The organism is Gluconacetobacter liquefaciens, assembly GCF_003350405.1.
Classification (GTDB): Bacteria; Pseudomonadota; Alphaproteobacteria; order Acetobacterales; family Acetobacteraceae; genus Gluconacetobacter; species Gluconacetobacter liquefaciens.
Genome location: NZ_QQAW01000009.1, coordinates 74,539 through 96,709 on the forward strand (window position 1 = coordinate 74,539; position 22,171 = coordinate 96,709).

Annotated in this window: 22 protein-coding genes; 13 read left to right on the top strand and 9 right to left on the bottom strand. The window is 65.3% G+C overall.

Going from position 1 to position 22,171, the window contains the following annotated elements; all coding sequences use genetic code 11:
* Positions 1 to 324 precede the first annotated feature (324 nt).
* A complete protein-coding gene (locus C7453_RS14655; protein ID WP_114728301.1) occupies positions 325 to 759 on the top strand; it encodes a DUF4167 domain-containing protein in 435 nt (144 codons plus the stop codon).
* Positions 760 to 972: 213 nt separating this feature from the next.
* Here C7453_RS14655 and C7453_RS14660 read toward each other — a convergent pair whose 3' ends face one another.
* Complete coding sequence (locus tag C7453_RS14660) at positions 973 to 2,238, bottom strand: adenosylmethionine--8-amino-7-oxononanoate transaminase (protein WP_114728303.1); 1,266 nt, start codon at positions 2,236 to 2,238, stop codon at positions 973 to 975.
* Positions 2,239 to 2,316: 78 nt separating this feature from the next.
* Between C7453_RS14660 and C7453_RS14665 the strand changes: the two genes are divergently transcribed.
* From C7453_RS14665 to C7453_RS19460, 4 genes are all read left to right on the top strand, one after another.
* Complete coding sequence (locus tag C7453_RS14665) at positions 2,317 to 3,513, top strand: aminotransferase class I/II-fold pyridoxal phosphate-dependent enzyme (RefSeq protein ID WP_114728305.1); 1,197 nt, start codon at positions 2,317 to 2,319, stop codon at positions 3,511 to 3,513.
* Positions 3,503 to 4,180, top strand: a complete 678-nt coding sequence (locus C7453_RS14670) for an alpha/beta fold hydrolase (protein WP_245949064.1) — start codon at positions 3,503 to 3,505, stop codon at positions 4,178 to 4,180. The genes C7453_RS14665 and C7453_RS14670 overlap by 11 nt, the downstream gene beginning before the upstream one ends.
* Positions 4,177 to 5,580 carry a dethiobiotin synthase gene (gene bioD / locus C7453_RS14675; protein ID WP_114728309.1) on the top strand — a complete coding sequence of 468 codons (1,404 nt, stop codon included), beginning with the start codon at positions 4,177 to 4,179 and terminating at the stop codon, positions 5,578 to 5,580. The genes C7453_RS14670 and bioD overlap by 4 nt, the downstream gene beginning before the upstream one ends.
* A 585-nt stretch (positions 5,581 to 6,165) precedes the next feature.
* Complete coding sequence (locus C7453_RS19460) at positions 6,166 to 6,339, top strand: RcnB family protein (protein WP_245949067.1); 174 nt, start codon at positions 6,166 to 6,168, stop codon at positions 6,337 to 6,339.
* Between the two features lie 128 nt (positions 6,340 to 6,467).
* On the opposite strand, the gene lexA is transcribed toward C7453_RS19460, so the two are convergent.
* A complete protein-coding gene (gene lexA / locus C7453_RS14685; RefSeq protein ID WP_114728313.1) occupies positions 6,468 to 7,214 on the bottom strand; it encodes a transcriptional repressor LexA in 747 nt (248 codons plus the stop codon).
* A gap of 139 nt (positions 7,215 to 7,353) precedes the next feature.
* Positions 7,354 to 8,559, bottom strand: a complete 1,206-nt coding sequence (locus tag C7453_RS14690) for a molybdopterin molybdotransferase MoeA (protein WP_114728315.1) — start codon at positions 8,557 to 8,559, stop codon at positions 7,354 to 7,356.
* A gap of 159 nt (positions 8,560 to 8,718) precedes the next feature.
* On the opposite strand from C7453_RS14690, the gene rpmG reads away from it, so the two are divergent.
* Entirely contained in the window at positions 8,719 to 8,886 is a 168-nt protein-coding gene (gene rpmG, locus C7453_RS14695; protein WP_114728317.1) for a 50S ribosomal protein L33, read from the top strand.
* A 209-nt stretch (positions 8,887 to 9,095) separates the two neighbouring features.
* Here rpmG and C7453_RS14700 read toward each other — a convergent pair whose 3' ends face one another.
* A complete protein-coding gene (locus C7453_RS14700) occupies positions 9,096 to 9,425 on the bottom strand; it encodes an FtsB family cell division protein (RefSeq protein WP_114728319.1) in 330 nt (109 codons plus the stop codon).
* 112 nt (positions 9,426 to 9,537) lie between these two features.
* Complete coding sequence (gene eno, locus C7453_RS14705; RefSeq protein WP_114728321.1) at positions 9,538 to 10,818, bottom strand: phosphopyruvate hydratase; 1,281 nt, start codon at positions 10,816 to 10,818, stop codon at positions 9,538 to 9,540.
* A gap of 182 nt (positions 10,819 to 11,000) precedes the next feature.
* On the opposite strand from eno, the gene C7453_RS14710 reads away from it, so the two are divergent.
* Positions 11,001 to 11,474, top strand: coding sequence for a DUF3429 domain-containing protein (locus tag C7453_RS14710; protein WP_114728323.1), 474 nt, complete (start codon positions 11,001 to 11,003; stop codon positions 11,472 to 11,474).
* A gap of 57 nt (positions 11,475 to 11,531) precedes the next feature.
* On the opposite strand, the gene kdsA is transcribed toward C7453_RS14710, so the two are convergent.
* The 4 genes from kdsA to tpiA all read right to left on the bottom strand — a co-directional run bounded on the left by kdsA (position 11,532) and on the right by tpiA (position 15,212).
* Positions 11,532 to 12,362, bottom strand: a complete 831-nt coding sequence (kdsA, locus tag C7453_RS14715; RefSeq protein ID WP_114728325.1) for a 3-deoxy-8-phosphooctulonate synthase — start codon at positions 12,360 to 12,362, stop codon at positions 11,532 to 11,534.
* Positions 12,359 to 13,990: a CTP synthase gene (locus tag C7453_RS14720; RefSeq protein WP_114728327.1), complete on the bottom strand. Its 1,632-nt coding sequence runs from the start codon at positions 13,988 to 13,990 to the stop codon at positions 12,359 to 12,361. Before C7453_RS14720 ends, kdsA begins: the two co-directional genes overlap by 4 nt.
* 104 nt (positions 13,991 to 14,094) lie before the next feature.
* Positions 14,095 to 14,433 carry a preprotein translocase subunit SecG gene (secG, locus tag C7453_RS14725; protein WP_114728329.1) on the bottom strand — a complete coding sequence of 113 codons (339 nt, stop codon included), beginning with the start codon at positions 14,431 to 14,433 and terminating at the stop codon, positions 14,095 to 14,097.
* 35 nt (positions 14,434 to 14,468) lie between these two features.
* A complete protein-coding gene (tpiA, locus tag C7453_RS14730) occupies positions 14,469 to 15,212 on the bottom strand; it encodes a triose-phosphate isomerase (protein WP_114728331.1) in 744 nt (247 codons plus the stop codon).
* A gap of 224 nt (positions 15,213 to 15,436) precedes the next feature.
* Between tpiA and C7453_RS14735 the strand changes: the two genes are divergently transcribed.
* The 6 genes from C7453_RS14735 to moaC all read left to right on the top strand — a co-directional run bounded on the left by C7453_RS14735 (position 15,437) and on the right by moaC (position 22,169).
* Positions 15,437 to 17,365, top strand: a complete 1,929-nt coding sequence (locus C7453_RS14735) for a peptidylprolyl isomerase (RefSeq protein WP_114728333.1) — start codon at positions 15,437 to 15,439, stop codon at positions 17,363 to 17,365.
* The gene (trpE, locus tag C7453_RS14740; RefSeq protein ID WP_371858479.1) at positions 17,362 to 18,930 is read left to right on the top strand and encodes an anthranilate synthase component I; all 1,569 of its coding nucleotides are present in this window, start codon (positions 17,362 to 17,364) and stop codon (positions 18,928 to 18,930) included. Before C7453_RS14735 ends, trpE begins: the two co-directional genes overlap by 4 nt.
* A gap of 144 nt (positions 18,931 to 19,074) precedes the next feature.
* Complete coding sequence (locus C7453_RS14745; RefSeq protein ID WP_114728335.1) at positions 19,075 to 19,671, top strand: anthranilate synthase component II; 597 nt, start codon at positions 19,075 to 19,077, stop codon at positions 19,669 to 19,671.
* Positions 19,672 to 19,677: 6 nt separating this feature from the next.
* Positions 19,678 to 20,793 carry an anthranilate phosphoribosyltransferase gene (gene trpD, locus C7453_RS14750; protein ID WP_114728337.1) on the top strand — a complete coding sequence of 372 codons (1,116 nt, stop codon included), beginning with the start codon at positions 19,678 to 19,680 and terminating at the stop codon, positions 20,791 to 20,793.
* Positions 20,794 to 20,795: 2 nt separating this feature from the next.
* Positions 20,796 to 21,656, top strand: coding sequence for an indole-3-glycerol phosphate synthase TrpC (gene trpC, locus C7453_RS14755; RefSeq protein WP_114728339.1), 861 nt, complete (start codon positions 20,796 to 20,798; stop codon positions 21,654 to 21,656).
* A gap of 3 nt (positions 21,657 to 21,659) precedes the next feature.
* Positions 21,660 to 22,169 (top strand): cyclic pyranopterin monophosphate synthase MoaC, encoded by a 510-nt coding sequence (moaC, locus tag C7453_RS14760; RefSeq protein ID WP_114728341.1) that lies wholly within the window; start codon positions 21,660 to 21,662, stop codon positions 22,167 to 22,169.
* Positions 22,170 to 22,171: the final 2 nt, after the last annotated feature.

Genomic DNA, 22,171 nt, shown 5'->3' on the forward strand with positions numbered 1-22,171 from the left:
GCAATGCGCGCTGGATTGCCGTCAAACCGGCTTTCTCACCTGCCATGGAGTAAAAAACCATTTGGCAGAGCGGATATAAGGGCATAGATTACCGATGGAATGCGGACGGGGGTTTTTACCTTTCCGAGATGTCGCATACCGATCCTGAATGCATGAAAACGGAAATGACCGCACGGGTGCGTGCAGGGGCCTGGGTCGTTGCATGATGCTGCAGGATCAGATGCCGGGCTGCACGCCAGGCACTCAGAATGACAATAGGGGATGGTTGGCCCCGGCGGGCGCAGGCAAAGAGCGACCGTTAACAGGAAAGTGCTGCGACAGCTTATGAACATGAAACGCATGCGGGGCCGGCACCATCGTTCGGGCGGCAGCAATGGCGGAAGTGTACGCCAGCAGAACGGCCAGATCCCCCTCAATCGTAACCATGTGTTCGACAGTAATGGGCCGGATCTGCGTATTCGTGGCACCGCCCAGCAATTGTTTGAAAAATACCTGCAGCTCGGGCGTGATGCCAGCGGCTCGGGCGACCGCGTTATGGCCGAAGCCTATTTCCAGCATGCCGAACATTATTTCCGCATTCTGAATGCCATGGCCCAGGCGGCGCAGCAGAATCAGCAGGAACGCCAGGAGCGGCATGTCCGCCAGCGCCCGATGGCGGTGACGGAGGGTGATGACGCGGCCGAGGATGGCGGCGAGGAAGCGACAGTCGAAAAAAACCGTCCGGGGTCGGATTCGGAACTTGCTCCCGTCGAAGCCTGATTGATCCGGGGACCGGCGGTAAACGCCGGTCCGTGTCTTTACCCTCTCAGAGCCTGACCGGACATGCGCGCTGGCGAGTGAGCGCGGCTCGTTTCGGGCCGCGCCCAACGTGTGTTTCCGAGCATCGGAGCGGAGTGGCCTTGATGGCCATGAGCACCGAAGCGCAGGAAACGCGCGTTGGATCGCCGCCAGCGCGCATGTCCGGTCAGGCTCTCAGGGGGCTTCGGCCAGCACGGTGCGGATCGCGCCCGTCAGCCGGGCCAGTTCTGCGTTCGTCACCGTGAAAGCCGGTGTGAGGTAAACGATCGAGCGGAATGGGCGCACCCATACGCCCTGTTCGACCAGCCTGGTCTTCAGGCGGTTGATGTCGTTTATGCGGTCCAGTTCGACCACCCCGATCGCGCCCATGACCCTTACGTCACGCACGGCCGGCAGGTAGCGGCATGCCTCCAGTTCGTCGCGCATCTGCTCCTCGATCGCCGCGACCTGGTCCAGGCGCGGTTCACGTTCGAACAGGTCCAGCGAGGCATTCGCGCAGGCGCAGGCCAATGGGTTGGCCATGAAGGTGGGGCCATGCATCAGCGCATGCATTGGGTCGTCCGACAGAAACGCCGCGAAGATATGGGCTCGTGCCACGGTGGCGGCCAATGGCACGGTGCCGCCGGACAATGCCTTCGACAGGGTAACGATATCCGGTACGATATCCGCCTGCTGGCACGCGAACATGGTGCCCGTGCGGCCGAAACCGGTGAAGATCTCATCCAGGATCAGCAGCACGCCGTGGCGGTCGGCAATGTCGCGCAGGCGCCGCAGGGTCGCGGGGTCATGAAACAGCATGCCGCCCGCGCCCTGGACCAGCGGCTCGACCAGGATTGCCGCCACGTTCTGCCCTTCGGTTTCCATCAGCCGTTCCAGCGCGGCGGTCGTGTGGTCGTCGCGCGGGAGGTCGGTGATGAAATGCTGGGGCAGGATGCCGGCGAACAAGCTGTGCATGCCTTCCTCCGGGTCGCACACCGCCATGGTGGCCAGCGTATCGCCGTGATAGCCGCCGCGAAACGCGACCAGCCGGGTTCGCCCTGACTGGCCCCGGTTCAGCCAGTATTGCATCGCCATCTTGATCGCGACCTCGACCGCGACGGAACCGGAATCGGAAAAGAAGACGCGCTCCAGGTCACCCGGCAGCAGGTCCGCCAGCCGTCGGGCCAGGCGTAACGCGGGCTCGTGCACCAGGCCGCCGAACATGACGTGCGGCATGCGCGCAAGCTGGTCGATGGCCGCCTGACGGATATGGGGGTGATTGTAGCCATGGCAGGCGGTCCACCACGAGGCGATGCCGTCCACCAGTTCGCGCCCATCGGCGAGGCTGATCCGGCAGCCGCCCGTCGCGATGGCGGGTATGGGGGGCGAGGCCGTCTGCATCTGGGTGTAGGGCAGCCAGATATGCGGCAGGCCGGCATCGAACCAGTCCGGTCCGGTCATGGGGCATGGTCTCCTTGGGGGACGGACGGCAGACTGGAATTGACCGGGTCCATAGGGTCCGGCACAAACCATCGCTTCATGACCCGTTTCGATGCATTTTTCCAGACCGCGCTGGAAGGACTGTCCCGCAATCATCTGCGGCGCGCTCTGCGTCCGCTGGAGCGCGATGGCCCCGTACTGGTCCGGCATGATGGCGCGACGCTGCTGAATTTCTCGTCCAACGATTATCTGGGCCTGTCCGTCCACCCGGCGCTGAAGGCGCGTGCCATCGACTGGACGCAACGGTTCGGTACCGGCAGCGGGGCATCGCGCCTGGTGACGGGAACAAGCGAACAGCATCGGCTGGTCGAAGAAAAACTCGCGCGTTTCAAGGGGACTGAGGCCGCCTTGCTGCTGGCATCGGGGTGGCAGGCCAATGCCGCGATCCTGCCGGCCCTGTTCCGGCTGTCGATGGAAGCGACCGGCGCGCCGGCCGTGGTGTTTACCGACCGGCTGAACCACGCCAGCCTGCATCATGGCTGTCAGGCAGCCGGTATCCGTCAGATCCGGTTTGCCCATAACGATCTCGGCCATCTGGAACAGATGCTGGAGCGGCATCGCGACCGGAAGGGTCTGCGCTTCATCATCACCGAAAGCGTGTTCAGCATGGATGGCGACCGGGCGGATGTCGTCGCCCTGAAGGCGCTGGCCGGCCAGTATGAGGCGTTCCTGTATCTGGACGAGGCGCATGCGACGGGCGTGCTGGGGCCGGAGGGAAGGGGCCTTTCCGCCGAGGCCGGCGGGGTGGATCTGGTGATGGGCACCTTCAGCAAGGCACTGGGCGGGTTCGGTGCCTATGTCGCGGGCTCGCGCGCGCTGTGCGACTGGTTGGTCAGTACGTGTTCGGGCTTTATTTATACCACCGCGCTGCCACCCGCCCTGCTGGGAGCAATCGATGCCGCGCTGGACCTTGTGCCGACACTGGATGCGGAGCGCAGCCATCTGGCGTCTCTGGCGGCGCATTTGCGGACGGAACTGGGGGGGCGGGGCTGGTCCACCGGCTTGTCCTCCACGCAGATCGTGCCGGTGATGGTGGGAGATGCCGGGCAGGCGCTTGCCTTGGCTCGCACGCTGGCCGCCCAAGGCATTCTGGGTGGCGCGATTCGGCCGCCGACTGTGCCGCCTGGGACAGCCCGTATCCGGCTGGCGTTAAGCGCGGCGCATGATGCGGGGATGCTCGACCGTCTGCTACGAGCACTCGACGAGGGGGCGCGGGAGCATGGCATTGTCCGATGATGCTGCGCCGACGGCGCTGTTCCTTGTCCATGGCTGGGGGTTTACGCCCGATTTCTGGCAGCCTGTTCGGGCACGGTTGGGCCGGGTTGAGACGACGATGCTGGATTTCGGCTTCTTCGGGCCTGAGAACATGACGGCGCGGCCGGCAGGACGGCATGTGGCGGTTGGCCATTCGCTGGGTGCGTTGTGGCTGCTGTTGAATCCGCCTCCCGATTGCGTCGGGATGCTGCTGATCAACGGTTTCGCCCGGTTCGGCGCCACGTCCGATTATCCGCAGGGCATTCCGCGTCGTGTGATCGAGCGCATGATGCGCGGGTTGGAGCAGCATCCGGATGATGTGGTCGCGACCTTTCGCGGGCGTGCGGGAATCGCGACGCCAGCGCCTGGTCCGGCGCGGGCGGGACGGCTGGACCAGGCGCTGGAATTGCTGCGGGATGCCGACGCGCGCGGCGTATTGGACGGGGAGGCGGATGCCGCTTTGCCGCCGATTCGCGTGCTGGCTGGTGGGGAGGACCCGATTGCCCCGCCCGCGATGGTCGAGGCCGGCTTCCGCGACCGTGTACCGGTCGAATGGATCGAGGGGGGCGGGCATCTATTGCCGCTGACTCACCCTGACCGATGTGCCGCTGCGATCGCCCGCCTGATGGCGGAAACGGGCCGGCCATGAGCGTGCGCAAGCAGCGGATCGCTGCCCGTTTCGGTGCGGCCGAGACATATGACGATGCGGCGCGGGTGCAGCGCCTGGTCGCCGCGCGGCTGGCCGAACGGATTGTCGCCGCCGGCAGCGCGCCCACGCGCATTCTGGAACTGGGATGCGGCACGGGGTTTCTGAGCCAGTATCTGCACCGCCTGTTTCCTGATGCGGACCTGACGGTGAGCGATCTGGCGCCGGAAATGCGCGACCGCGCGCTCTACCGTCTTGAGGGGCTGCATGGGCAGGGCGAAGTGCGCGGTCTGGTGCTGGATGCGGAGGCGCCGGAAGCGGCGGGCGGGGGATACGACCTGATCTGTTCCAGCCTGTCGATGCAGTGGTTTACGGACCGCGCCGCGACTCTGGCGCGACTGGCCGCCATGCTGGCGCCCGGCGGCATGATGGCGTTCTCCACCCTCTGCGACGGTAGCTTCGACGAGTGGCGGCTTGTTCATGCGGCCGCGGGCCAGGATTGCGCAATTCCGGCCTATCCGACCCCGGAGCGGCTGGCGGAGGATTGGCCGCATGTGGGGCAGGGGTTCTGGGAAGTCGAGACGATTCTCGATCGTCCGGGAACGGCGCTGGCCTTTGTGCGCGAACTGCGCCAGATCGGCGCCTCGCTGCCGCGTGAGGGCGTGCGCCCGGTCGCGCCGGGTATGATGCGCCGCCTGCTGCGCGATCTGGAAACGCCGTCGGGCGTGACGGTGACGTACGGCGTCGGCTACGGCTTGTTTCGGACGCCTGCACGCAAGGGGGTCTTCGTGACGGGCACGGATACCGGTGTCGGCAAGACGCTGGTATCGGCCTGCCTGGTTCGCGCCTGGGCGGCGGAGTATTGGAAGCCGTTCCAGACCGGAATTGCCGAGGACATCGCGGACAGCGTGACGGTGACGGCGCTGGCCGGGCTGGAACCGGACCGCCTTCATCCACCCGCCGCGGTGCTGGCCGCGCCGCTTTCGCCTTTCGATGCCGCCGAACGGGAAAATATCGTGCTCGATACCGCCGCGTTGCGCCTGCCCGCTGCGCGGGGCGAACGGACGCTGGTCGTGGAAGGGGCGGGCGGCGTGATGGTGCCTGTTGCGCCGGATTGCATGATGATCGACCTGATCGCCCGCTTCGCGCTGCCGGTTGTACTGGTCGCGCGCAGCCAACTCGGGACGATCAACCATACGCTGCTGACCTTGCAGGCCCTGCGTCAGCGGGGAGTTGCCATTGCCGGGGTGGTGCTGAACGGACCGCCATCCCCCGAAGCGCGACGCGCCATCAGCCTGTTTGGCGGCGCGCGGGTGCTGGCAGAATTTCCCCATCTGGACCGGATCGGCCCGGCGCAGGTCGATGAATTGGCCCGGTTGCTGCCGCCGTTCGAGGCGGTTTGAAAGCGGGATTCCGACCGGCGACGTGATCCCGGTAGAATGTCGGGCGTTTGGGCGAGCGCGACGATCGGTTGTCTATGCCACGCCTTTTTCCGCACATTTTGTAACGCGGCATGCGCGATTGCGTCTGGATTTCGCCACAAGTGGGCAACATGATCCGCACCAGTAAAGGAGAATCCGGTGAAAGCAAAACTGATGACCGGCCTGGTTCTGGGCTGTCTGATTGTGGGTGCCTCGGGTACTGCTGACGCGCAACGTGCCCCGGATGGTTCCAATGGCTCTGGCAACGGCCCGGGCGTACATGATGGGCGCGGTGGTCCGGGTGATCGTGGCGATAGTCGTGGTCGCGGTGGCCCCGGCGGCGGGCCCGGCGCATATGACGGGCGTGGTGGGCCGGGTAATCGCGGCGGTGGTGGCCCCGGTGGCGGCCCTGGCGGCTATGACGGACGTGGCGGGCCGGGCGACCGGGGTGATCGTCGCGGTCCTGGTGGTCCCGGCGGCGGTCCTGGCTATGACCGTGGCGGACCGCAGTATGGCGGCGGCCGGATGTGGAGACGTGGGGACCGCTATGACGGGCCTCGTTCGGGCATGTGGCAGGTGCAGGATTGGCGGCGTTATCGCGGCCTTTATGCGCCGCCGCCCGGATATTACTGGGTCCAGTACGGAAACCAGTTTCTGCTGACGGCCCTGGCGACGGGTATTATTTCCAACGTGATCGCGAACTCTTATGGAGCGGGACCCATGGGACCGGCTCCTTACTGACCACACTGACGGCCTGCCGCTTCGCGCGGCAGGTCTCTGGTCCTTGATGGTTCTGGAAGGCTGGCAGCCTTCCAGAACCAACGGGCCCGAAGCTTCGTTGACGTCTCCGAGCCCCCTTAACGCCTTCATCAATAACGGCGTAGCAAACCCACCAACGACCCCTGAATGCGCACCCGGTCGGACGGCACGATGCGTGATTCGTAACGTGCGTTGGCAGGTTCCAGGGCGATTGTGCTGCCACGTCGGCGTAGCCGTTTCAGCGTGACTTCCTGGTCGTCGATCAGTGCGACCACGATCTGTCCGTTATCGGCGGTGTCGCCCCGGCGGATGATGACGGTGTCGCCGTCGAGAATCCCGGCCTCGACCATCGAATCGCCGGCGACTTCCAGCGTGTAGTGATCGCCACGGCCCAGCAGGTTGATCGGAACCGAGACCTGGGCCCCGGTCTCGCGCAACGCCTCGATCGGCTGGCCGGCGGCGATACGGCCGTAGAACGGCAGGCTGACCGCCTCGGCATCGGTGGCGATGGGCGCGCCCGCCAGCCGGTTGGCGAAATCGCCCTTGATGACGTTGGGCACGAAGGAATGATCGACCGCGTCTGGCGCGGGGCTGGTCGCCATGGTGGCACCCGCAGGCTCCCGTGGCGTGGCGGGCGAGGCCATTTCCGGCAGGCGCAGGACCTCCAGCGCCCGGGCGCGGTGATGGCGGCGTTGCAGGAAACCGCGTTCCTCCAATGCCGAAATCAACCGGTGAATGCCGGATTTCGATCGCAGGTTCAGCGCATCCTTCATTTCGTCGAAGGAGGGGGAGAACCCGGTCTGTTTCAGGTGCCGATCGATGAACAGCAGCAGTTCATGTTGCTTGCGCGTCAGCATTGGCACCCCGTGACCCAGTCGTTCCGTCAGTCGGCCAATCCGTTGTCAACAGAAGGGAACAAACAGGAAACCGCCTTGTTGTGTTCTATATTGGTTCCCACCCGGTCGTCAATATCATTGCCGTTATGGAAATGGGGGATCAGATCGAGAGTGTGTCCAGCCTGATGATCCGGCAAGGCTCGCCTGCGCGTGCGGGGGACGCATGTGGCGGCCGCATGATCAGGGCCTCGCTGCGGGCCAGTATGTGCAGCATTGCCGAATCCTGTCGGCTAAAGGCCGTCGCGATCAGGCCGCCATCCGGCGCACGGGAGAGCGTAGCGCGCAGATAATCGGCCCGCCGGTCGTTCTCCGGCAGGTCGCCGCCCAGACTCGCCAGATCCTCGGGCAGGTGCGGGGTCGTGTGCCCGGCCAGGGTGCGAATCGCCGGCAGGGCGAAGACCAGGCCGCAGACCAGGGCGGCCACCGGATTGCCCGGCAGCCCCAGGACCGGCACCCGGCCGATCCGGCCATGCATCAGCGGCTTGCCGGGACGCATGGCGATCTTCCAGAAATCGACCGAGAGCCCGATCTGCTCCAGCCCCTGTTGCACCAGGTCGTAGCGGCCGACGCTGGCGCCCCCTGCGGTCAGCAGCAGGTCGGCGGTTTCGATCCCCTGGGCCAGGCGCGCGATATCCGATGTGGTATCCCGTGCGGACGGGAGCATGACCGGTATGCCGCCGCAGGCGCGCACGAGGGCGGCAAGCATCGGGGTATTGGAGTTGGCGATGCCGCCCGGCGCGATCGGTTCGCCCGGCAGCGCGATTTCGTCGCCTGTGGAGAGGATGGCCACGACCGGGCGTCGGTGCACGGGAACCCAGGCGTGGTTCGCCGCCGCCGCTAGCCCGATATCCCGTGCCGTCAGTGCCCGTCCGGCCGGGACGACGATCTGCCCCTGGGCGAAATCCTGTCCCCGGCGGCGGATATACTGCCCGGAAGCCGGCGGAACGGTGACCGTGACCGCCTTTTGATCCTCATGGGCGTTTTCCTGGATCAGAATCGCGTCGGCGCCATCGGGAACCAGGCTGCCTGTATAGATACGCACGGTTTCACCGGGGCCGACTTGGCCGGAGAAGGGATGGCCCGCCGGGCTCTCGCCCACCAGCGACAGGATGCTGTCCGGCATGCAATCGGCTGCCCGCACCGCATAGCCATCCATGGACGAGACATCGGCCGGCGGGTTGTCCAGCCGGGCAAAGATGTCGGTGGCGGCGATTCGTCCCCAGGAATCGGCCAGCGGTACCAGTTCCGGCCCCGTGGGTACGAGATCTGCCAGGATACGTGCCTGGGCTTCGGCGACACTCAGCATCGGTCCCAATTCTCCCTTATTCGGCGGGCATGCACACATATCTGCTCGATTCGTGCGACTAACGCTTGACCTGAGGGCTCTGTATGCGCATTTTCCGCCGACTTGAACCACTGCTGCACCTGATTGTTCCAGCAGCGGCGGAGCAGTGCTGAGGATTCCATGGCCAAGACCAACACCATTCAGATCAAGCTCGTCTCGTCGGCAGACACCGGGTATTTCTACGTCACGAAGAAGAATGCCCGTGCCCAGACCGGCAAGCTCGAGATGCGGAAATACGACCCCGTTGCGCGCAAGCATGTGGCCTTCCGCGAAGCGAAGATCAAATAATCCGCTCTATCCCGCGCGTTGCGCGTGGGATAGGTCGAAAAAAGAGGCCGGACATCCTGCGGGGTGCCCGGCCTTTTTCGTTTCAGGAGTTGGTACGCGCGTGCGCTTGGTGGCGGCTGTTTGAAAATTCAGCCTCCCGAGCGAGAGTGCTGCGAAGCGCGGAAAATATCCCTCAGGATCGCCGGCGGGATGACGTTGCAGGCAGCCGCTTAGAATAGCCGGTCGTGCGGGCCGTAGGGGATGACGAGTTCGCCGGGCCGCGCCAGGTTCAGCATCGCGCGTGACCGTTCGTCCAGCGTATCGCGGTCCAGTGCTTTTTCCTTCAGCCCACTGACCCGGCGGGTCCAGGCATTCTGTTCCGAGACCGCGTCCATCTGTGCGGCGCGGGCCTCGTCCAGCAGGTGCAACTGTGCCTGATAGCTGTGAATGCCGTGGTCGCCCTGCATGGCGTTGACGCCGAAATAGGCGGTAAGGCCGATGAACAGGGAAGGGGGGACGACCATACGGAGGGTCCGCCGCACAATCCGGCCGATCTGCATGGTCAGTCTTTCTCCCATTTCAGCCTGCTACCAAATCTGTTGTGTACTATCCCCGATTCGGCGGCGGCGGGAAACAGTTTTCCGCGTATGCCGCCGAATCGGGCCAAAGTCTTCAGGCGGTCTTCAGGATCGTGCGGCCGGCATAGCGGGCGGCAGTCGCCAGTTCGTTCTCGATCCGGATCAGCTGGTTGTATTTCGCGGTCCGGTCGGAGCGCGACAGCGAGCCGGTCTTGATCTGCCCGCAATTGGTCGCGACTGCCAGGTCGGCGATGGTCGAATCCTCGGTCTCGCCGGAACGGTGGCTCATCACCGCCGTGTAGCCCGCGCGATGCGCCATCTCGACCGCTTCCAGAGTCTCGCTCAGCGTGCCGATCTGGTTGACCTTGACCAGCAGCGAATTGGCGACGCCAGCCTTGATGCCGCGACGCAGGCGCTCCGGATTGGTCACGAACAGATCGTCACCGACCAGTTGGACGGTCTTGCCCAGGGTGGCGGTCAGGGCGGCCCAGCCTTCCCAATCGTCTTCGGCCAGACCGTCTTCGATCGACACGATGGGGTAGCGGGAGACGAGGTCGGCCAGGTAGCCGATCATGCCGGCCGAATCCAGGCTCTTGCCTTCGCCTTCCATGACGTAGCGGCCGTCGCGGTAGAATTCGGTCGAGGCGCAATCCAGCGCGAAGGTGACGTCCTCGCCCGGACGATAGCCGGCGGCTTCCACGGCCTTGGTGATGAAGCCCAGGGCCTCGTCGGCCGATTTCAGGCCGGGGGCAAAGCCGCCTTCGTCGCCGACATTGGTGTTGTGGCCGGCCGCCGACAGGTTCTTCTTGAGCTGGGCGAAGATCTCGGACCCCACGCGCACCGCGTCGGCCAGGGTGGGCGCGCCCACCGGCTGGATCATGAACTCCTGGATGTCGATTGGGTTGTCGGCATGCTGGCCGCCATTGACGATGTTCATCATCGGTACTGGCAGGGTGCGGGCGTACACGCCGCCGACATAGCGATAGAGCGGAACCTGCAATTCCTCTGCCGACGCCTTGGCGACCGCCAGCGAGACGGCCAGGATCGCGTTGGCGCCCAGCCGGGCCTTGTTGGGAGTGCCGTCGAGATCGATCATCGCTTCGTCGATCGCGACCTGATCGGCCGATTCGGCCCCCTGCAGGGCTTCGAGGATTTCACCCTCGATATTCTCCAGCGCCTTCAGCACGCCCTTGCCGCCGTAGCGGGACTTGTCGCCGTCACGCAGTTCGACCGCCTCGTGCGCGCCCGTCGATGCCCCGGACGGGACGGCAGCCCGGCCCTTCGCGCCGGATGCCAGTTCGACATCGACCTCCACGGTCGGGTTGCCGCGACTGTCCAGGATTTCGCGCGCGACGATATCGACGATAGCACTCATGGGTCTGATTCCTCGGTTTATGACTATTGGGCCCGTTGCAGGTCGGCCGCGACATGCAACGGCGATCGGGATGTCCTCGCGGTCATCCCGACATGCCAGGCAAAATTCTCCTGCCGCCTGTGATCGGTATCATGGGCAGGCGGCGAGCCAAGCGATAATAGCAGGGCAGGAGGAAGAAGAACATGAAACGCCTGCCGCTTCCAACGGTTCTGATGGGAATTGTCAGCCCGATTCCAGCCATCGCCCTTGCCGTAGGAGGACTGTTTTCCTCCGGCGCGGTGCCGGGCATGACCATGGGGCTGGTGGAATATGCCGCCCTGGTGCTGGCCTTCAGCGGCGCCGTGCATTGGGGGCTGGCGCTGGACCGTCCCATGTTGATCACGGGGACGCGTCTGGACACGGGGCGCGACAATCGGCGGCTGCTGATGGGGGCTCTGCCATTGCCGCTCGGCTGGCTGGCCTGCCATGCAACTTTCCTTGGCCATGTGTCGATCGGGCTGGCTGTGCTGCTGGCGGGATTTTTCGGGTTGTTCCTGGCAGAGCGGGCGGCGTGGCGCCGGGGAGAACTGCCTTCGGGCTATCTGGCCCTGCGGTTGTGGCTTACCGCCGTCTTCATGGCCTGCCTGGGGCTGGCGATGCTGGTCAGTCTGTCCTGACAGTCTTGCGGCACTGCGCGCGGACTCGCCGCCCGCGCGCAGTGCCGGCCGGATTGCTCAGAAGGTCTTGGTCAGGCGGTCGTAGCTGGCCAAGCGCTCGATCAGGGGCTTCATCTCGCTGATCGGGATCATGTTCGGGCCGTCGCTGGGGGCGTGGTCCGGGTCCTGATGGGTCTCAATGAAGACGGCCGCCACACCGATCGCCAGCGCCGCGCGGGCCAGAATGGGAGCGTATTCACGCTGGCCGCCCGAAGACCCGCCAAGGCCACCAGGCTGCTGGACCGAGTGGGTGGCGTCATACACCACGGGGTAGCCGGTCTCGGCCATGATCGGCAGGCCGCGCATGTCGTTGACCAGCGTGTTGTAGCCGAAGCTGGTGCCGCGCTCGCACAGCAGGATCCGCTCGTTGCCGGTCGAGGCGATCTTGGCCGCGACATTCTTCATGTCCCACGGTGCCAGGAACTGCCCCTTCTTGACGTTGATCGCAGCCCCGGTCTCGCCCGCCGCCAGCAGGAGGTCTGTCTGGCGGCAGAGAAAGGCCGGAATCTGGAGCACGTCGACAGCTTCGGCCACGGCTGCGCATTGCTCGGCCGCGTGTACGTCGGTCAGGACGGGTATGCCGAATCGCTCGCGCACACGGGCCAGGATGTCCAGCCCCCTGGCCATGCCGACGCCGCGCGCCGCACCGATGCTGGTGCGGTTCGCCTTATCGAACGAGCTTTTATAGATCATCCCGACCCCGGTCTCGCGCGCGATCGCACACAGCGCCTCGGCCATTTCCATGGTGTGGGCTTCGGATTCGATCTGGCACGGGCCGGCGATCAGGACGAACGGCAGGTGATTGCCGACCGGCAGATCACCGATCGCGAGCGAGCGGGGTGCTGTCATACCAGGCGCATCTTCTTGACCGCCGCACCGACGAAACCGGAGAACAGCGGATGCGGATCGAACGGCTTGGAGAGCAGTTCCGGGTGATACTGCACGCCGACGAACCACGGGTGATCAGGATATTCGACCACTTCCGGCAGGATGTCGTCGGGCGACATGCCCGAGAATCGCATACCGGTCTGTTCCAGCTTCTCGCGGTAATGGACATTGACCTCGTAGCGATGACGATGCCGCTCGCGGATGTCGGTCCGGCCGTAGATTTCAGCGACGCGCGACCCTTCGGCCAGTTTGGCGGGGTAGGCGCCCAGGCGCATCGTCCCGCCCAACTCTCCGCCTTCGCGCCGGCGCAGCAATTCGTTGCCACGGGCCCATTCGGTCATCAGGCCGACCAGCGGCTCGTCGGTCGGGCCGAACTCGGTGGAAGAGGCATCGGGGAGGCCCGCGAGATTGCGGGCGCACTCGATGACCGCCATCTGCATGCCGAAGCAGATGCCCAGGAACGGGATGTTATGCTCGCGAGCAAAGCGCACGGCCTGGATCTTGCCTTCCGCGCCGCGTTCGCCGAATCCACCGGGCACCAGAATCGCGTGCACGTCGTGCAGGGCTTCGAGCGCGTCTTCCGACTTTTCGAACGTCTCGGCTTCAACCCAGTCCAGCTTGACCCGCACCCGGTTGGCGATGCCGCCATGCAGCAGGGCTTCGATCAGGGATTTATAGGCATCGAGCAGAGCCGTGTATTTGCCGACGACCGCGATGCGGACTTCGCCCTCGGGGTTGCGAATCGCATCCAGGGCCCGGTGCCAGCGTGACAGGTCGGGCTCCTGGTCGAAGGGCAGGCCGAAATGGCGCAGCACCTCGTTGTCCATGCCTTCGGCATGGTAGGAGATCGGGCAGGCATAGATCGTGTCGACATCCAGCGCCGCGATCACGGCTTCCGGGCGCACATTGCAGAAATTGGCGATCTTCCGGCGTTCGGTATCCGGTATCGGCCGGTCCGACCGGCAGAGCAGCATCTGGGGCTGGATGCCGACATTCTGCAGTTCCTTCACGGAATGCTGGGTCGGCTTCGTCTTCAGTTCGCCGGCCGAGGGAATCCACGGCAGCAGGGTCAGGTGGACGAACATCGTCTGCCCGGCGCCCAGGTCATTGCGCAACTGGCGAATGGCTTCGAGGAAGGGCAGGCTTTCGATGTCACCGACCGTGCCGCCGATTTCCACCAGCACGAAATCCAGGTCTTCCGTACCCGCGACCACGGCTTCCTTGATGGCGTCCGTGATGTGGGGGATGACCTGCACCGTGGCACCCAGATAATCGCCGCGCCGTTCGCGCGCGATCACATCCGAGTAGATCTGGCCGGTGGTGGCGTTGTCGGCCCGGGTGGCATGCACGCCTGTAAAGCGTTCATAATGCCCGAGGTCGAGATCGGTCTCTGCGCCGTCGTCGGTTACGAAGACTTCGCCGTGCTGATACGGGCTCATGGTGCCCGGATCGACGTTGAGATAGGGGTCGAGCTTGCGTAGCCGGACCCGGTAACCGCGTGCCTGCAGCAGCGCCGCGAGGGCTGCAGAGGCAATGCCTTTACCGAGAGAGGAGACCACGCCGCCAGTGATGAATACAAACCGCGTCATGGATGGCCTCCCTACACCGTTTCGACCTGCCGGGCAAAGCGAATAACCATCGCGTTTGCGGAGATAAAAAAAGGCTGCCTCCCGTGGGGAAGACAGCCCATTCTTCAGTGCGTGGCCGCTGGTGCCGCCGGCACGGCCGGGGGGGCGGCGGGAGCGGGCGCGGGGGCCGTCGGGGCGGGCGGCTGGGCCAGGATGTCATGGCCGCCACCGGTCGCGGCACCCCGGTTCATGACCGCCAGGGTCAGCGACAGCACCATGAAGATGCCGGCCAGGACCGAGGTGGTGCGCGTCAGCAGATTGGCCGTTCCGCGCCCGGACATGAAGCTGCCCATGCCCTGGCTGCTGCCGATACCCAGGCCGCCGCCTTCGCTGCGCTGGATCAGGACGGTTCCGATCAGGGCCAGGGTGACGAACAGGTGCAGAAAAAGCAGGACGGTGATCATTCTCGACTTCCGATAGGGCGGCGCAGACCGACCGTTTACAGGTCAATGGCGGCGCGGACAATCGGCAGAAATGCGTCCGCCTTCAGGCTGGCACCACCCACCAGCGCACCACCGACCTCCGCGATCGGCAGAATGGTGGGGGCTTCGCGCCCATTGACCGACCCGCCATAGAGAATCCGCATGGTCTTCCCGGCCTCGCCGAACTGGCGCGTGAGCTCGGCGCGGATGAAGCCCATCATGTCCGCGATGTCCTGCGTCGATGCCGGCACGCCCGAGCCGATGGCCCAGATCGGCTCATAGGCCACGATGCCGTTGAAATTGTCGGGCAGCGAGCCCTTGATCTGCCAGCCGACGGCGTCCTGATACTCGCCAGCGGCGCGCTGGTCGGCGCTCTCGCCGATGCAGACGATCGGCGTCAGGCCGGCTTCCATCGCGGCCACGGCCTTCTCGCGCACCGTTTCGTCGAGCTCGCCATGTTCCCGCCGACGCTCGGAATGGCCGAGGATGACGTATTCCACGCCCAGTTCGGCCAGCATGGCGGCCGAGATATCGCCGGTATGCGCGCCCGACGGTTCGTGATGGCAGTTCTGGGCACCCAGCGCGATGCCGGTGCCCTTCAGCAGGGGCCCTATGGCCGCCAGTTGGGTGAAGGGCGGGCAGACCACCACCGGCGGCGGGTTGGGAATGGCTTTCAGACCCTGTGCGATCGCGCTCACGAGGTCGCGCGACGGGGCTGTGAGCCCGTTCATCTTCCAGTTGCCGACGATCATCTGCCTCATGTGGCTTGATCCCTTAGTTTGTATTGTGGGGCCATGTGCGCCGCCCGGTCGCCGATACCGTACACCATGCGCACCGCGCCAGCACAATGGCCACGCGCCAACGCGGCACCCGCGCATAGGGTTCTGGTCAATCGCGGGCCGTATCCTTATGGTGCCCGGCCGAATAAGGCGGCCATCCGGTCGCCATAGTCGCTTGTGCCGCCTTCGCCCGGATATTGCCGTTCATGATTTCCTTCCTGCGTCACGTCTTTGTCGATTCCTGGCTGGGGCGCGTTATCGCCGGCCTGTTGTTCCTGGCCTTTGTCGGCTGGGGCGTGGGCGACGTCCTGTCGAATATCGGCAGCGAGCGCGCCGATGTCATCGTGCGGGTGGGCGGTCAGACCGTGACCACAGAGGATTTCCTCTCGGCCGTGCAGAACGAATTGCAGCAGGTCGCCCGCCAATCAGGGATGACCGACCCGTCGCAGTTGCCGGTCGCGACGCGGCGACAGGCGGCGGAGCAGGTGTTGCAGCGGCTGTTGATGCAGTCCGAGATCACGTTGTCGGCGGAGCGGCTGGGCGTGACCGTGCCGGATGATGCGCTGCGCGAGGAAGTGTTCGGGCTGCCGGCCTTCAAGGGGCCGGACGGCCGATTCGACCGCAAGCTGTTCGATTCGCGCCTTCAGCAGATCGGCATGACCGAAAAGCGCCTGCTCGATCTGATCCGCGCCGACCTCGCGGTGCGCGCACTGGTCGAACCGCTCCAGAACGGTGCCCGTGCGCCAGAAACCATGGTCCGCCATGTGTTCGATTTCGATGCCCAGACCCGGACCATCGATCTGGTGCGCTTTCCGCTGACAGCCCAGGTGGTCCCGACGCCCGATGCGGCGCAACTGCATCGCTTCTACGACAATCATTCCTGGCTGTTTCAGACACCCGAATATCGCCATGCGCGCATCGTCGTGCTGTCGCCCGACAGCGTGGCGCAGTCGGTCGAGATCCCCGATGCCGAACTGAAGCGGCTGTATGAGGCCGAGGCCGCGAAATACAACGTGCCGGAAACCCGTACCGTGCAGATCGTGACGGCGCCCACCCAGGCACGCGCGCAGGCCATCGCCGACCAGTGGAAAGCCGGTGCCGACTGGGACCGCATCCAGGCCGACGCCAAGGATTCTGCCACGGTGCAGATGGATAATGTCCGCCAGGTGGGCATTCCCTCGGCGGGGCTGGGCAAGCTGGTCTTCGCCGCTCCGGTCGCCGACCTTCAGGGGCCGGTGCAGGTCGATACCGGCTGGGTCGTTTTCAAGGTTACGCTGGTCACGCCGCCGCACGTGACCACGTTCGATGCCGCCCGGCAGGAACTGCGCGAGCAGATCGCCCGAGGTCAGGCCGTGGAACTGATCGGCCAGCGCGTGCAGAAGCTCCAGGACGCGATCGCCGGCGGCGGACTGGACCATATTCCCGACAATCTGGGCGCGGCGGCCATCGCTGGCACGCTGAACGCGCAGGGCATGACCCAGGGGGGAGAGACCGCGCCGATCCCGGCATCGCTCGCGTTGCGCAAGGCGATCATCGAGAAGGTCTTCAGCCAGGCGAAGGGGGCCAATCCCACGCTGGTCCAGGGGCCGGAAAATGGCTGGTACGCGGTCGCGGTCGACAGCATCATGCCGGCCCAGGTCCAGCCCTTCGACGCGGCCGCCGCACAGGTGCGCGCCGCCTGGGACGACGAGGCCCGCCGCCATGCGGCCAATGTCGCGGCCACCGCGCTGTATGTTGCGGCCAAGGACCATGGCGGTGTCGCGGCGGCTGCCGCCGGCCAGCCGGTCGAACATCCGGCGCCGCTGGCGCGTGGACAGGCGGTGGAGGGCGTGCCCGAAGAACTGGCTCAACTGGCTTTCCGCCTCGACAAGACGGGGCAGACGATGATGCTGGATGGGCCTGACGGTTTTTATGTCGCGACGCTGACCGCGATTACCCACCCCGCGCCGGACACGGAGGCGATGCGCGTCGGGCGTATCCGCAGCGCCATGTCGCAGGCCCTGGCGGATGATATCGGGATGTCCTACGCCGCAGCCCTTCAGCAGGTGGTCAAGCCCAAGACCAATATGAGCGCCCTGAAATCGGCCCTGTCCTCGGTGAGCGGGACCGGCGGCGCCGGAGAGAGCAGCCCGTGACAACCATCGTTCAGACCATTCCCGCCGCGCCGACCCATGAGGAACGCGAGGCGGCGCTGTCCGCCCTGCGACAGGGAGAGGGCAGCGTGGTCTGGAGCGTGGAGGCCGCCGATCTGCTGACGCCGGTCTCGGCCTATATGCGCCTGTCTCGACTGGCAGGCGCGACCGATGCCAGTCCGGCGCGCAACGCCTTTCTGCTGGAAAGCGTCGAGGGCGGGGTGGCGCGGGGCCGCTATTCGGTGATCGGCCTGCTGCCGGACCTGATCTGGCGCTGCCATGACGGGAAGGCGGCGATCGATCGTGCGCCCGACCGTGATCCTACCGGTTTCGTCCCGGTTGCGGAGGCGCCGCTGGACTCGCTGCGCGCGATCATCCGCGACAGCCGGATGGTGCTGCCGGCGGGGCTGCCGCCGATGACGGCCGGCCTATTCGGTTATCTGGGATACGACATGGTGCGGCAGATGGAGCATCTGCCCGACAGCCCACCCGACGATCTGGACCTGCCCGAGGGCGTAATGATCCGCCCCGGCCTGTTCGCGATCTTCGACACTGTGCGGGACGAGTTGATCCTGGCGGTACCGGTGCGCCCAAGCCCGGACCGCGCGCCCGAGCAGGTGTGGCAGGCAGCGGAAGACCTGATTGCGCTGGCGCGCCGGACGCTGTCGGAGCCGTTGGCGCTACATGAGACCCAGCCGGACTATACCGGCCCGTTGGAGCCTCCGCGCTCGAACTTCACGCGCGAGGCATTCTGCGCGATGGTCCGGCGCATCCAGGAGTATATCGCGGCCGGTGATGCCTTTCAGGTCGTGCCCAGCCAACGATTCTCGACCCGCTTCACCTTGCCGCCGCTGGCGCTGTATCGGTCGCTGCGCCGCATCAACCCAGCGCCGTTCCTGTTCCACCTGGCCTTCGACGGGTTCACGCTCGTCGGGTCCTCCCCCGAGATCCTGGTGCGCCTGCGCGACGGGCGGATGACGGTGCGGCCGCTGGCCGGCACCCGGCCGCGTGGCCGCACGGCGGAGGGGGATCTGGCGCTGGAGCGGGATCTGCTGGCCGACCCCAAGGAACTGGCCGAACATCTGATGCTGATCGATCTGGGCCGCAATGATGTCGGGCGGGTCTGTTCGGTCGGCAGCGTGAAGGTGACGGAGAAATTCGTGATCGAGCGGTTCAGCCACGTCATGCATATCTCGTCGAATGTCGAAGGTGAATTGCGGCCTGGGCTGGAGGCGCTGGATGCGTTGGTCGCGGGTTTCCCCGCCGGCACCCTGACCGGCGCGCCGAAGATCCGGGCGATGGAGATCATCGACGAAGTCGAGCCGACCCGCCGTGCCACCTATGCCGGCTGCATCGGCTATTTCGGTGCGAATGGCGAGATGGATACCTGCATCGGTCTGCGGATGGCCGTGGTCAAGGACGGGCAGATGCATGTGCAGGCCGGGTGCGGCGTGGTCGCCGACAGCGTGCCCGATGCGGAATATGAGGAAACCCAGCACAAGGCTCGTGCGTTGTTCCGTGCGGCCGAAGTGGCGGTGCGGTTTGCGCGCGGAGGCAATGCGGACTGACCGCACTGTCTATTTTTGTTATAAAATTATACGTTCTCGTCTGATTTTCGTAACAAACGATCCAATTTTGGACGGTACGTATTATTTCGATGAAATTCTGAACTGTTGTTTGACCGGGCTGGAACAGCAGGCCATCATGTCGCCATGATCCTGCTGATCGATAATTACGACAGTTTCACCTTCAATCTCGTCCATTATCTGGGCGATCTGGGGGAACGGTGCGACGTGCGGCGCAACGATGCGCTGACGGTTGACGAGGCGATGGCGCTGAAGCCCGAGGCAATCGTCCTGTCGCCCGGCCCGCGTTCGCCGAACGAGGCCGGGATCTGCTGCGACCTGATCCGCCGCGCGGCTGGTCATGTGCCGATTTTCGGCGTCTGCCTGGGGCATCAGGCTATCGGGCAGGTCTTCGGTGGCACTGTGGTCCGGGCACCGGTGCCCATGCATGGCAAGGTCAGCCCGGTCTTTCATGATGGCAGTGGCGTGTTCGAAGGGTTGCCCGATCCCTTTATGGCGACCCGCTATCACAGCCTGACGGTCGAACCCGATACGCTGCCGCCCGACCTCGTGGCCACGGCGCATACCGAGGATGGCGTGATCATGGGGCTTCGCCACCGGACGCTGCCGGTGTTTGGCGTCCAGTTTCATCCCGAGAGTATCGCGTCGGAGCAGGGGCACGCCATCCTGGCCAATTTTCTGGCGATTGCGCGCGGCCTCAATACGCCGCGAAAGGCGGCCTGACAGAAGATGGATGGTACGCCGGCCCCGACTGTCACCCCGACCGACGCCTTTAGAACCATTCTGAACCGGTTGGCCGTTGGGGAAACCCTGAACGAGGCCGATGCCGAACAGGCGTTCGGCCTGATCATGGATGGCGGCATCCCGGACATGCTGATCGCGGCGTTTCTAATGGCGCTGCGGGTGCGGGGTGAGCAGCGGGCCGAATTGCTGGGCGCCGTGCGCGCCGTGCGGTCGCGCATGCGGCGGGTGGCGCCGGTACCGGCGGGCACGATCGATGTCTGCGGAACCGGCGGTGACGGGCTGGGAACGCTGAATATCTCGACCGCCGTTGCCTTCGTGCTGGCGGCGCTGGGGGTACCGGTGGCCAAGCACGGCAACAAGGCGCTGTCGTCTCGTTCGGGAGCGACCGATGTGCTGGGGGCGCTGGGCGTGGCACTGTCGGACGACCCGGCCGTGATCGCGACACGGCTGAACGAGAGTGGCCTGGTCTTCATGGCGGCCCCTTCGCACCATCCGGCCATGCGCTTCGCCGCACCTGCGCGTTCGGCGCTGGGGATGCGGACGCTGTTCAACCTGATCGGCCCGCTGTGCAATCCCGCCGACGTTACGCGTCAACTGGTTGGGGTGTTCGATCCGGCGTGGCTGCGGCCGGTCGTGGAGACGTTGCAGCTTCTGGGCTCGGAGTGCGCATGGGCCGTCCATGGCACATGCGGCGTGGGGCAGGGTGTTGATGAACTGACGCTGGCCGGACCCACCGCGATCGTGGCTTTGCAGGACGGCGTTCTGTATGATTTCGTGCTGGAGCCCGGTGATGCCGGTTTGCCTCCGGCACCGATTTCGGCGATTGCGGGCGGAGGACCTGCCGAGAACGCTGCCGCCCTGGAAGAATTGCTCGCCGGTGCCCGCGGGGCCTATCGGGATACGGTCCTGCTGAACGCGGCGGCAGCGCTGCATGTGGCCGGACGTGGGAACATTCTGAAAGAAGGGGAAGTGCAGCCCGCATCTTTGCGGGCATTGGTCGCCGAGGCGGCCCGTGTTCTGGATGACGGGTCTGCACTGGCTGTCTTGAAATCCGCGCGCGCCGGCATGCCGCCCGTGCGGGACGAATTCATACAGGGTTGATCATGAACGATACCGCGACGAATCCCGCTCAGAACGAGTGCGGCACCGCCTCGGACCCGGATGGACTTCCGGACGTCCTTGCGCGCATCTGCGCCCGGACCGGGGTCGATGTCGCGCAACGGGCGACCGTGACGCCTCTGAAGGAGGTCACGGCCCGGGCTCGCGAAGTCAGCACACCCACCCGTGGTTTCGGCCAGGCGCTGAAGCAGCGGACGGCCGACCGCCAGATCGGGTTGATCGCGGAAATCAAGAAAGCCTCGCCGTCGGCCGGGATTCTGCGCGCCGACTACGATCCGGCGGGTATCGCCGCCGAATATGAAAAGGCTGGGGCCGCCTGCATTTCGGTGCTGACCGAGGGGTCGTGCTTTCATGGTTGCGCAGAAGATCTGCAACGGGTGCGCGATGCCTGTTCGCTGCCGATCCTGCGCAAGGATTTCATCCTCGACCCCTGGCAGGTACATGAAAGCCGCATCATCGGTGCGGATTGCGTCCTGCTGATCCTGGCGGTCCTCACCGACAGCGAGGCGGCCGAGCTGCTGGATATCGCGCGTGGCCTGGATATGGACGTTCTGGTCGAGGTGCATGACGAGACCGAACTGAACCGGGCTCTGGCACTGGATACGTCGCTGATCGGAATCAATAACCGCAATCTCAAGACATTGAAGACGGATCTTGAGACGACGCTTCAACTTGCGCCTCTGGTCCCGCCGGATCGGATCGTAGTGTCCGAAAGTGGTATCCGTACGCATGATGACGTCATGCGGCTCAATGCCGTCGGGGCCAGTGGTTTTCTGGTGGGCGAAAGCCTGCTGCGTCATCCGTCGCCGGGCGCGGCGGCCCGCGCCTTGCTGGGTGATGCCTGAATCGTGCCGGTTGCGGGTGATCTGACGCATCTCGACGCGAACGGCCATGCCGTGATGGTGGATGTTGCCGGCAAGCCGGTGACCGAACGGCAGGCCGTCGCACGGGGGCTGGTGACGATGCGGCCCGAAACGCTGGGACTGATACTCTCTGGCGGTATGAAGAAAGGTGATGTGCTGGCGGTTGCCCGTATTGCGGGTATCATGGCGGCCAAGAAGACCTCGGACCTCATTCCGCTCTGTCACCCGCTGGCCCTGAGTTCCGTGCGCGTGGAATTGACGCCTTCCGGCGATGGAAGCGGGATCGAGATCGAGGCCCGTGTCGGCACGACCGCCCAGACCGGGGTGGAAATGGAGGCCCTGACGGCGGTCAGTGTCTGTGCGTTGACCCTTTATGACATGTGCAAGGCGGTGGATCGGGACATGACAGTCAGCCATGTCCGCCTGATCCATAAATCGGGTGGACGATCCGGGCCGTATCAGCGGGCAGAGGCGCCGGCGCACGCATCGGAATAGGG

Bases quoted from the DNA above. Each gene is read 5' to 3' on its own strand.
- kdsA (WP_114728325.1), bottom strand. From the start codon at position 12,362: ATGACAGCACCCCGCTCGCTCGCGATCGGTGATCTGCCGGTCGGCAAT.
- C7453_RS14700 (WP_114728319.1), bottom strand. From the start codon at position 9,425: ATGCAGATCGGCCGGATTGTGCGGCGGACCCTCCGTATGGTCGTCCCC.
- C7453_RS19460 (WP_245949067.1), top strand. From the start codon at position 6,166: ATGTGGCAGGTGCAGGATTGGCGGCGTTATCGCGGCCTTTATGCGCCG.
- C7453_RS14655 (WP_114728301.1), top strand. From the start codon at position 325: ATGAACATGAAACGCATGCGGGGCCGGCACCATCGTTCGGGCGGCAGC.
- C7453_RS14690 (WP_114728315.1), bottom strand. From the start codon at position 8,559: ATGCTGAGTGTCGCCGAAGCCCAGGCACGTATCCTGGCAGATCTCGTA.
- C7453_RS14720 (WP_114728327.1), bottom strand. From the start codon at position 13,990: ATGACGCGGTTTGTATTCATCACTGGCGGCGTGGTCTCCTCTCTCGGT.
- lexA (WP_114728313.1), bottom strand. From the start codon at position 7,214: ATGCTGACGCGCAAGCAACATGAACTGCTGCTGTTCATCGATCGGCAC.
- C7453_RS14665 (WP_114728305.1), top strand. From the start codon at position 2,317: ATGACCCGTTTCGATGCATTTTTCCAGACCGCGCTGGAAGGACTGTCC.
- eno (WP_114728321.1), bottom strand. From the start codon at position 10,818: ATGAGTGCTATCGTCGATATCGTCGCGCGCGAAATCCTGGACAGTCGC.
- bioD (WP_114728309.1), top strand. From the start codon at position 4,177: ATGAGCGTGCGCAAGCAGCGGATCGCTGCCCGTTTCGGTGCGGCCGAG.
- C7453_RS14660 (WP_114728303.1), bottom strand. From the start codon at position 2,238: ATGACCGGACCGGACTGGTTCGATGCCGGCCTGCCGCATATCTGGCTG.
- C7453_RS14745 (WP_114728335.1), top strand. From the start codon at position 19,075: ATGATCCTGCTGATCGATAATTACGACAGTTTCACCTTCAATCTCGTC.
- trpC (WP_114728339.1), top strand. From the start codon at position 20,796: ATGAACGATACCGCGACGAATCCCGCTCAGAACGAGTGCGGCACCGCC.
- C7453_RS14710 (WP_114728323.1), top strand. From the start codon at position 11,001: ATGAAACGCCTGCCGCTTCCAACGGTTCTGATGGGAATTGTCAGCCCG.
- C7453_RS14735 (WP_114728333.1), top strand. From the start codon at position 15,437: ATGATTTCCTTCCTGCGTCACGTCTTTGTCGATTCCTGGCTGGGGCGC.
- rpmG (WP_114728317.1), top strand. From the start codon at position 8,719: ATGGCCAAGACCAACACCATTCAGATCAAGCTCGTCTCGTCGGCAGAC.
- secG (WP_114728329.1), bottom strand. From the start codon at position 14,433: ATGATCACCGTCCTGCTTTTTCTGCACCTGTTCGTCACCCTGGCCCTG.
- trpD (WP_114728337.1), top strand. From the start codon at position 19,678: ATGGATGGTACGCCGGCCCCGACTGTCACCCCGACCGACGCCTTTAGA.
- tpiA (WP_114728331.1), bottom strand. From the start codon at position 15,212: ATGAGGCAGATGATCGTCGGCAACTGGAAGATGAACGGGCTCACAGCC.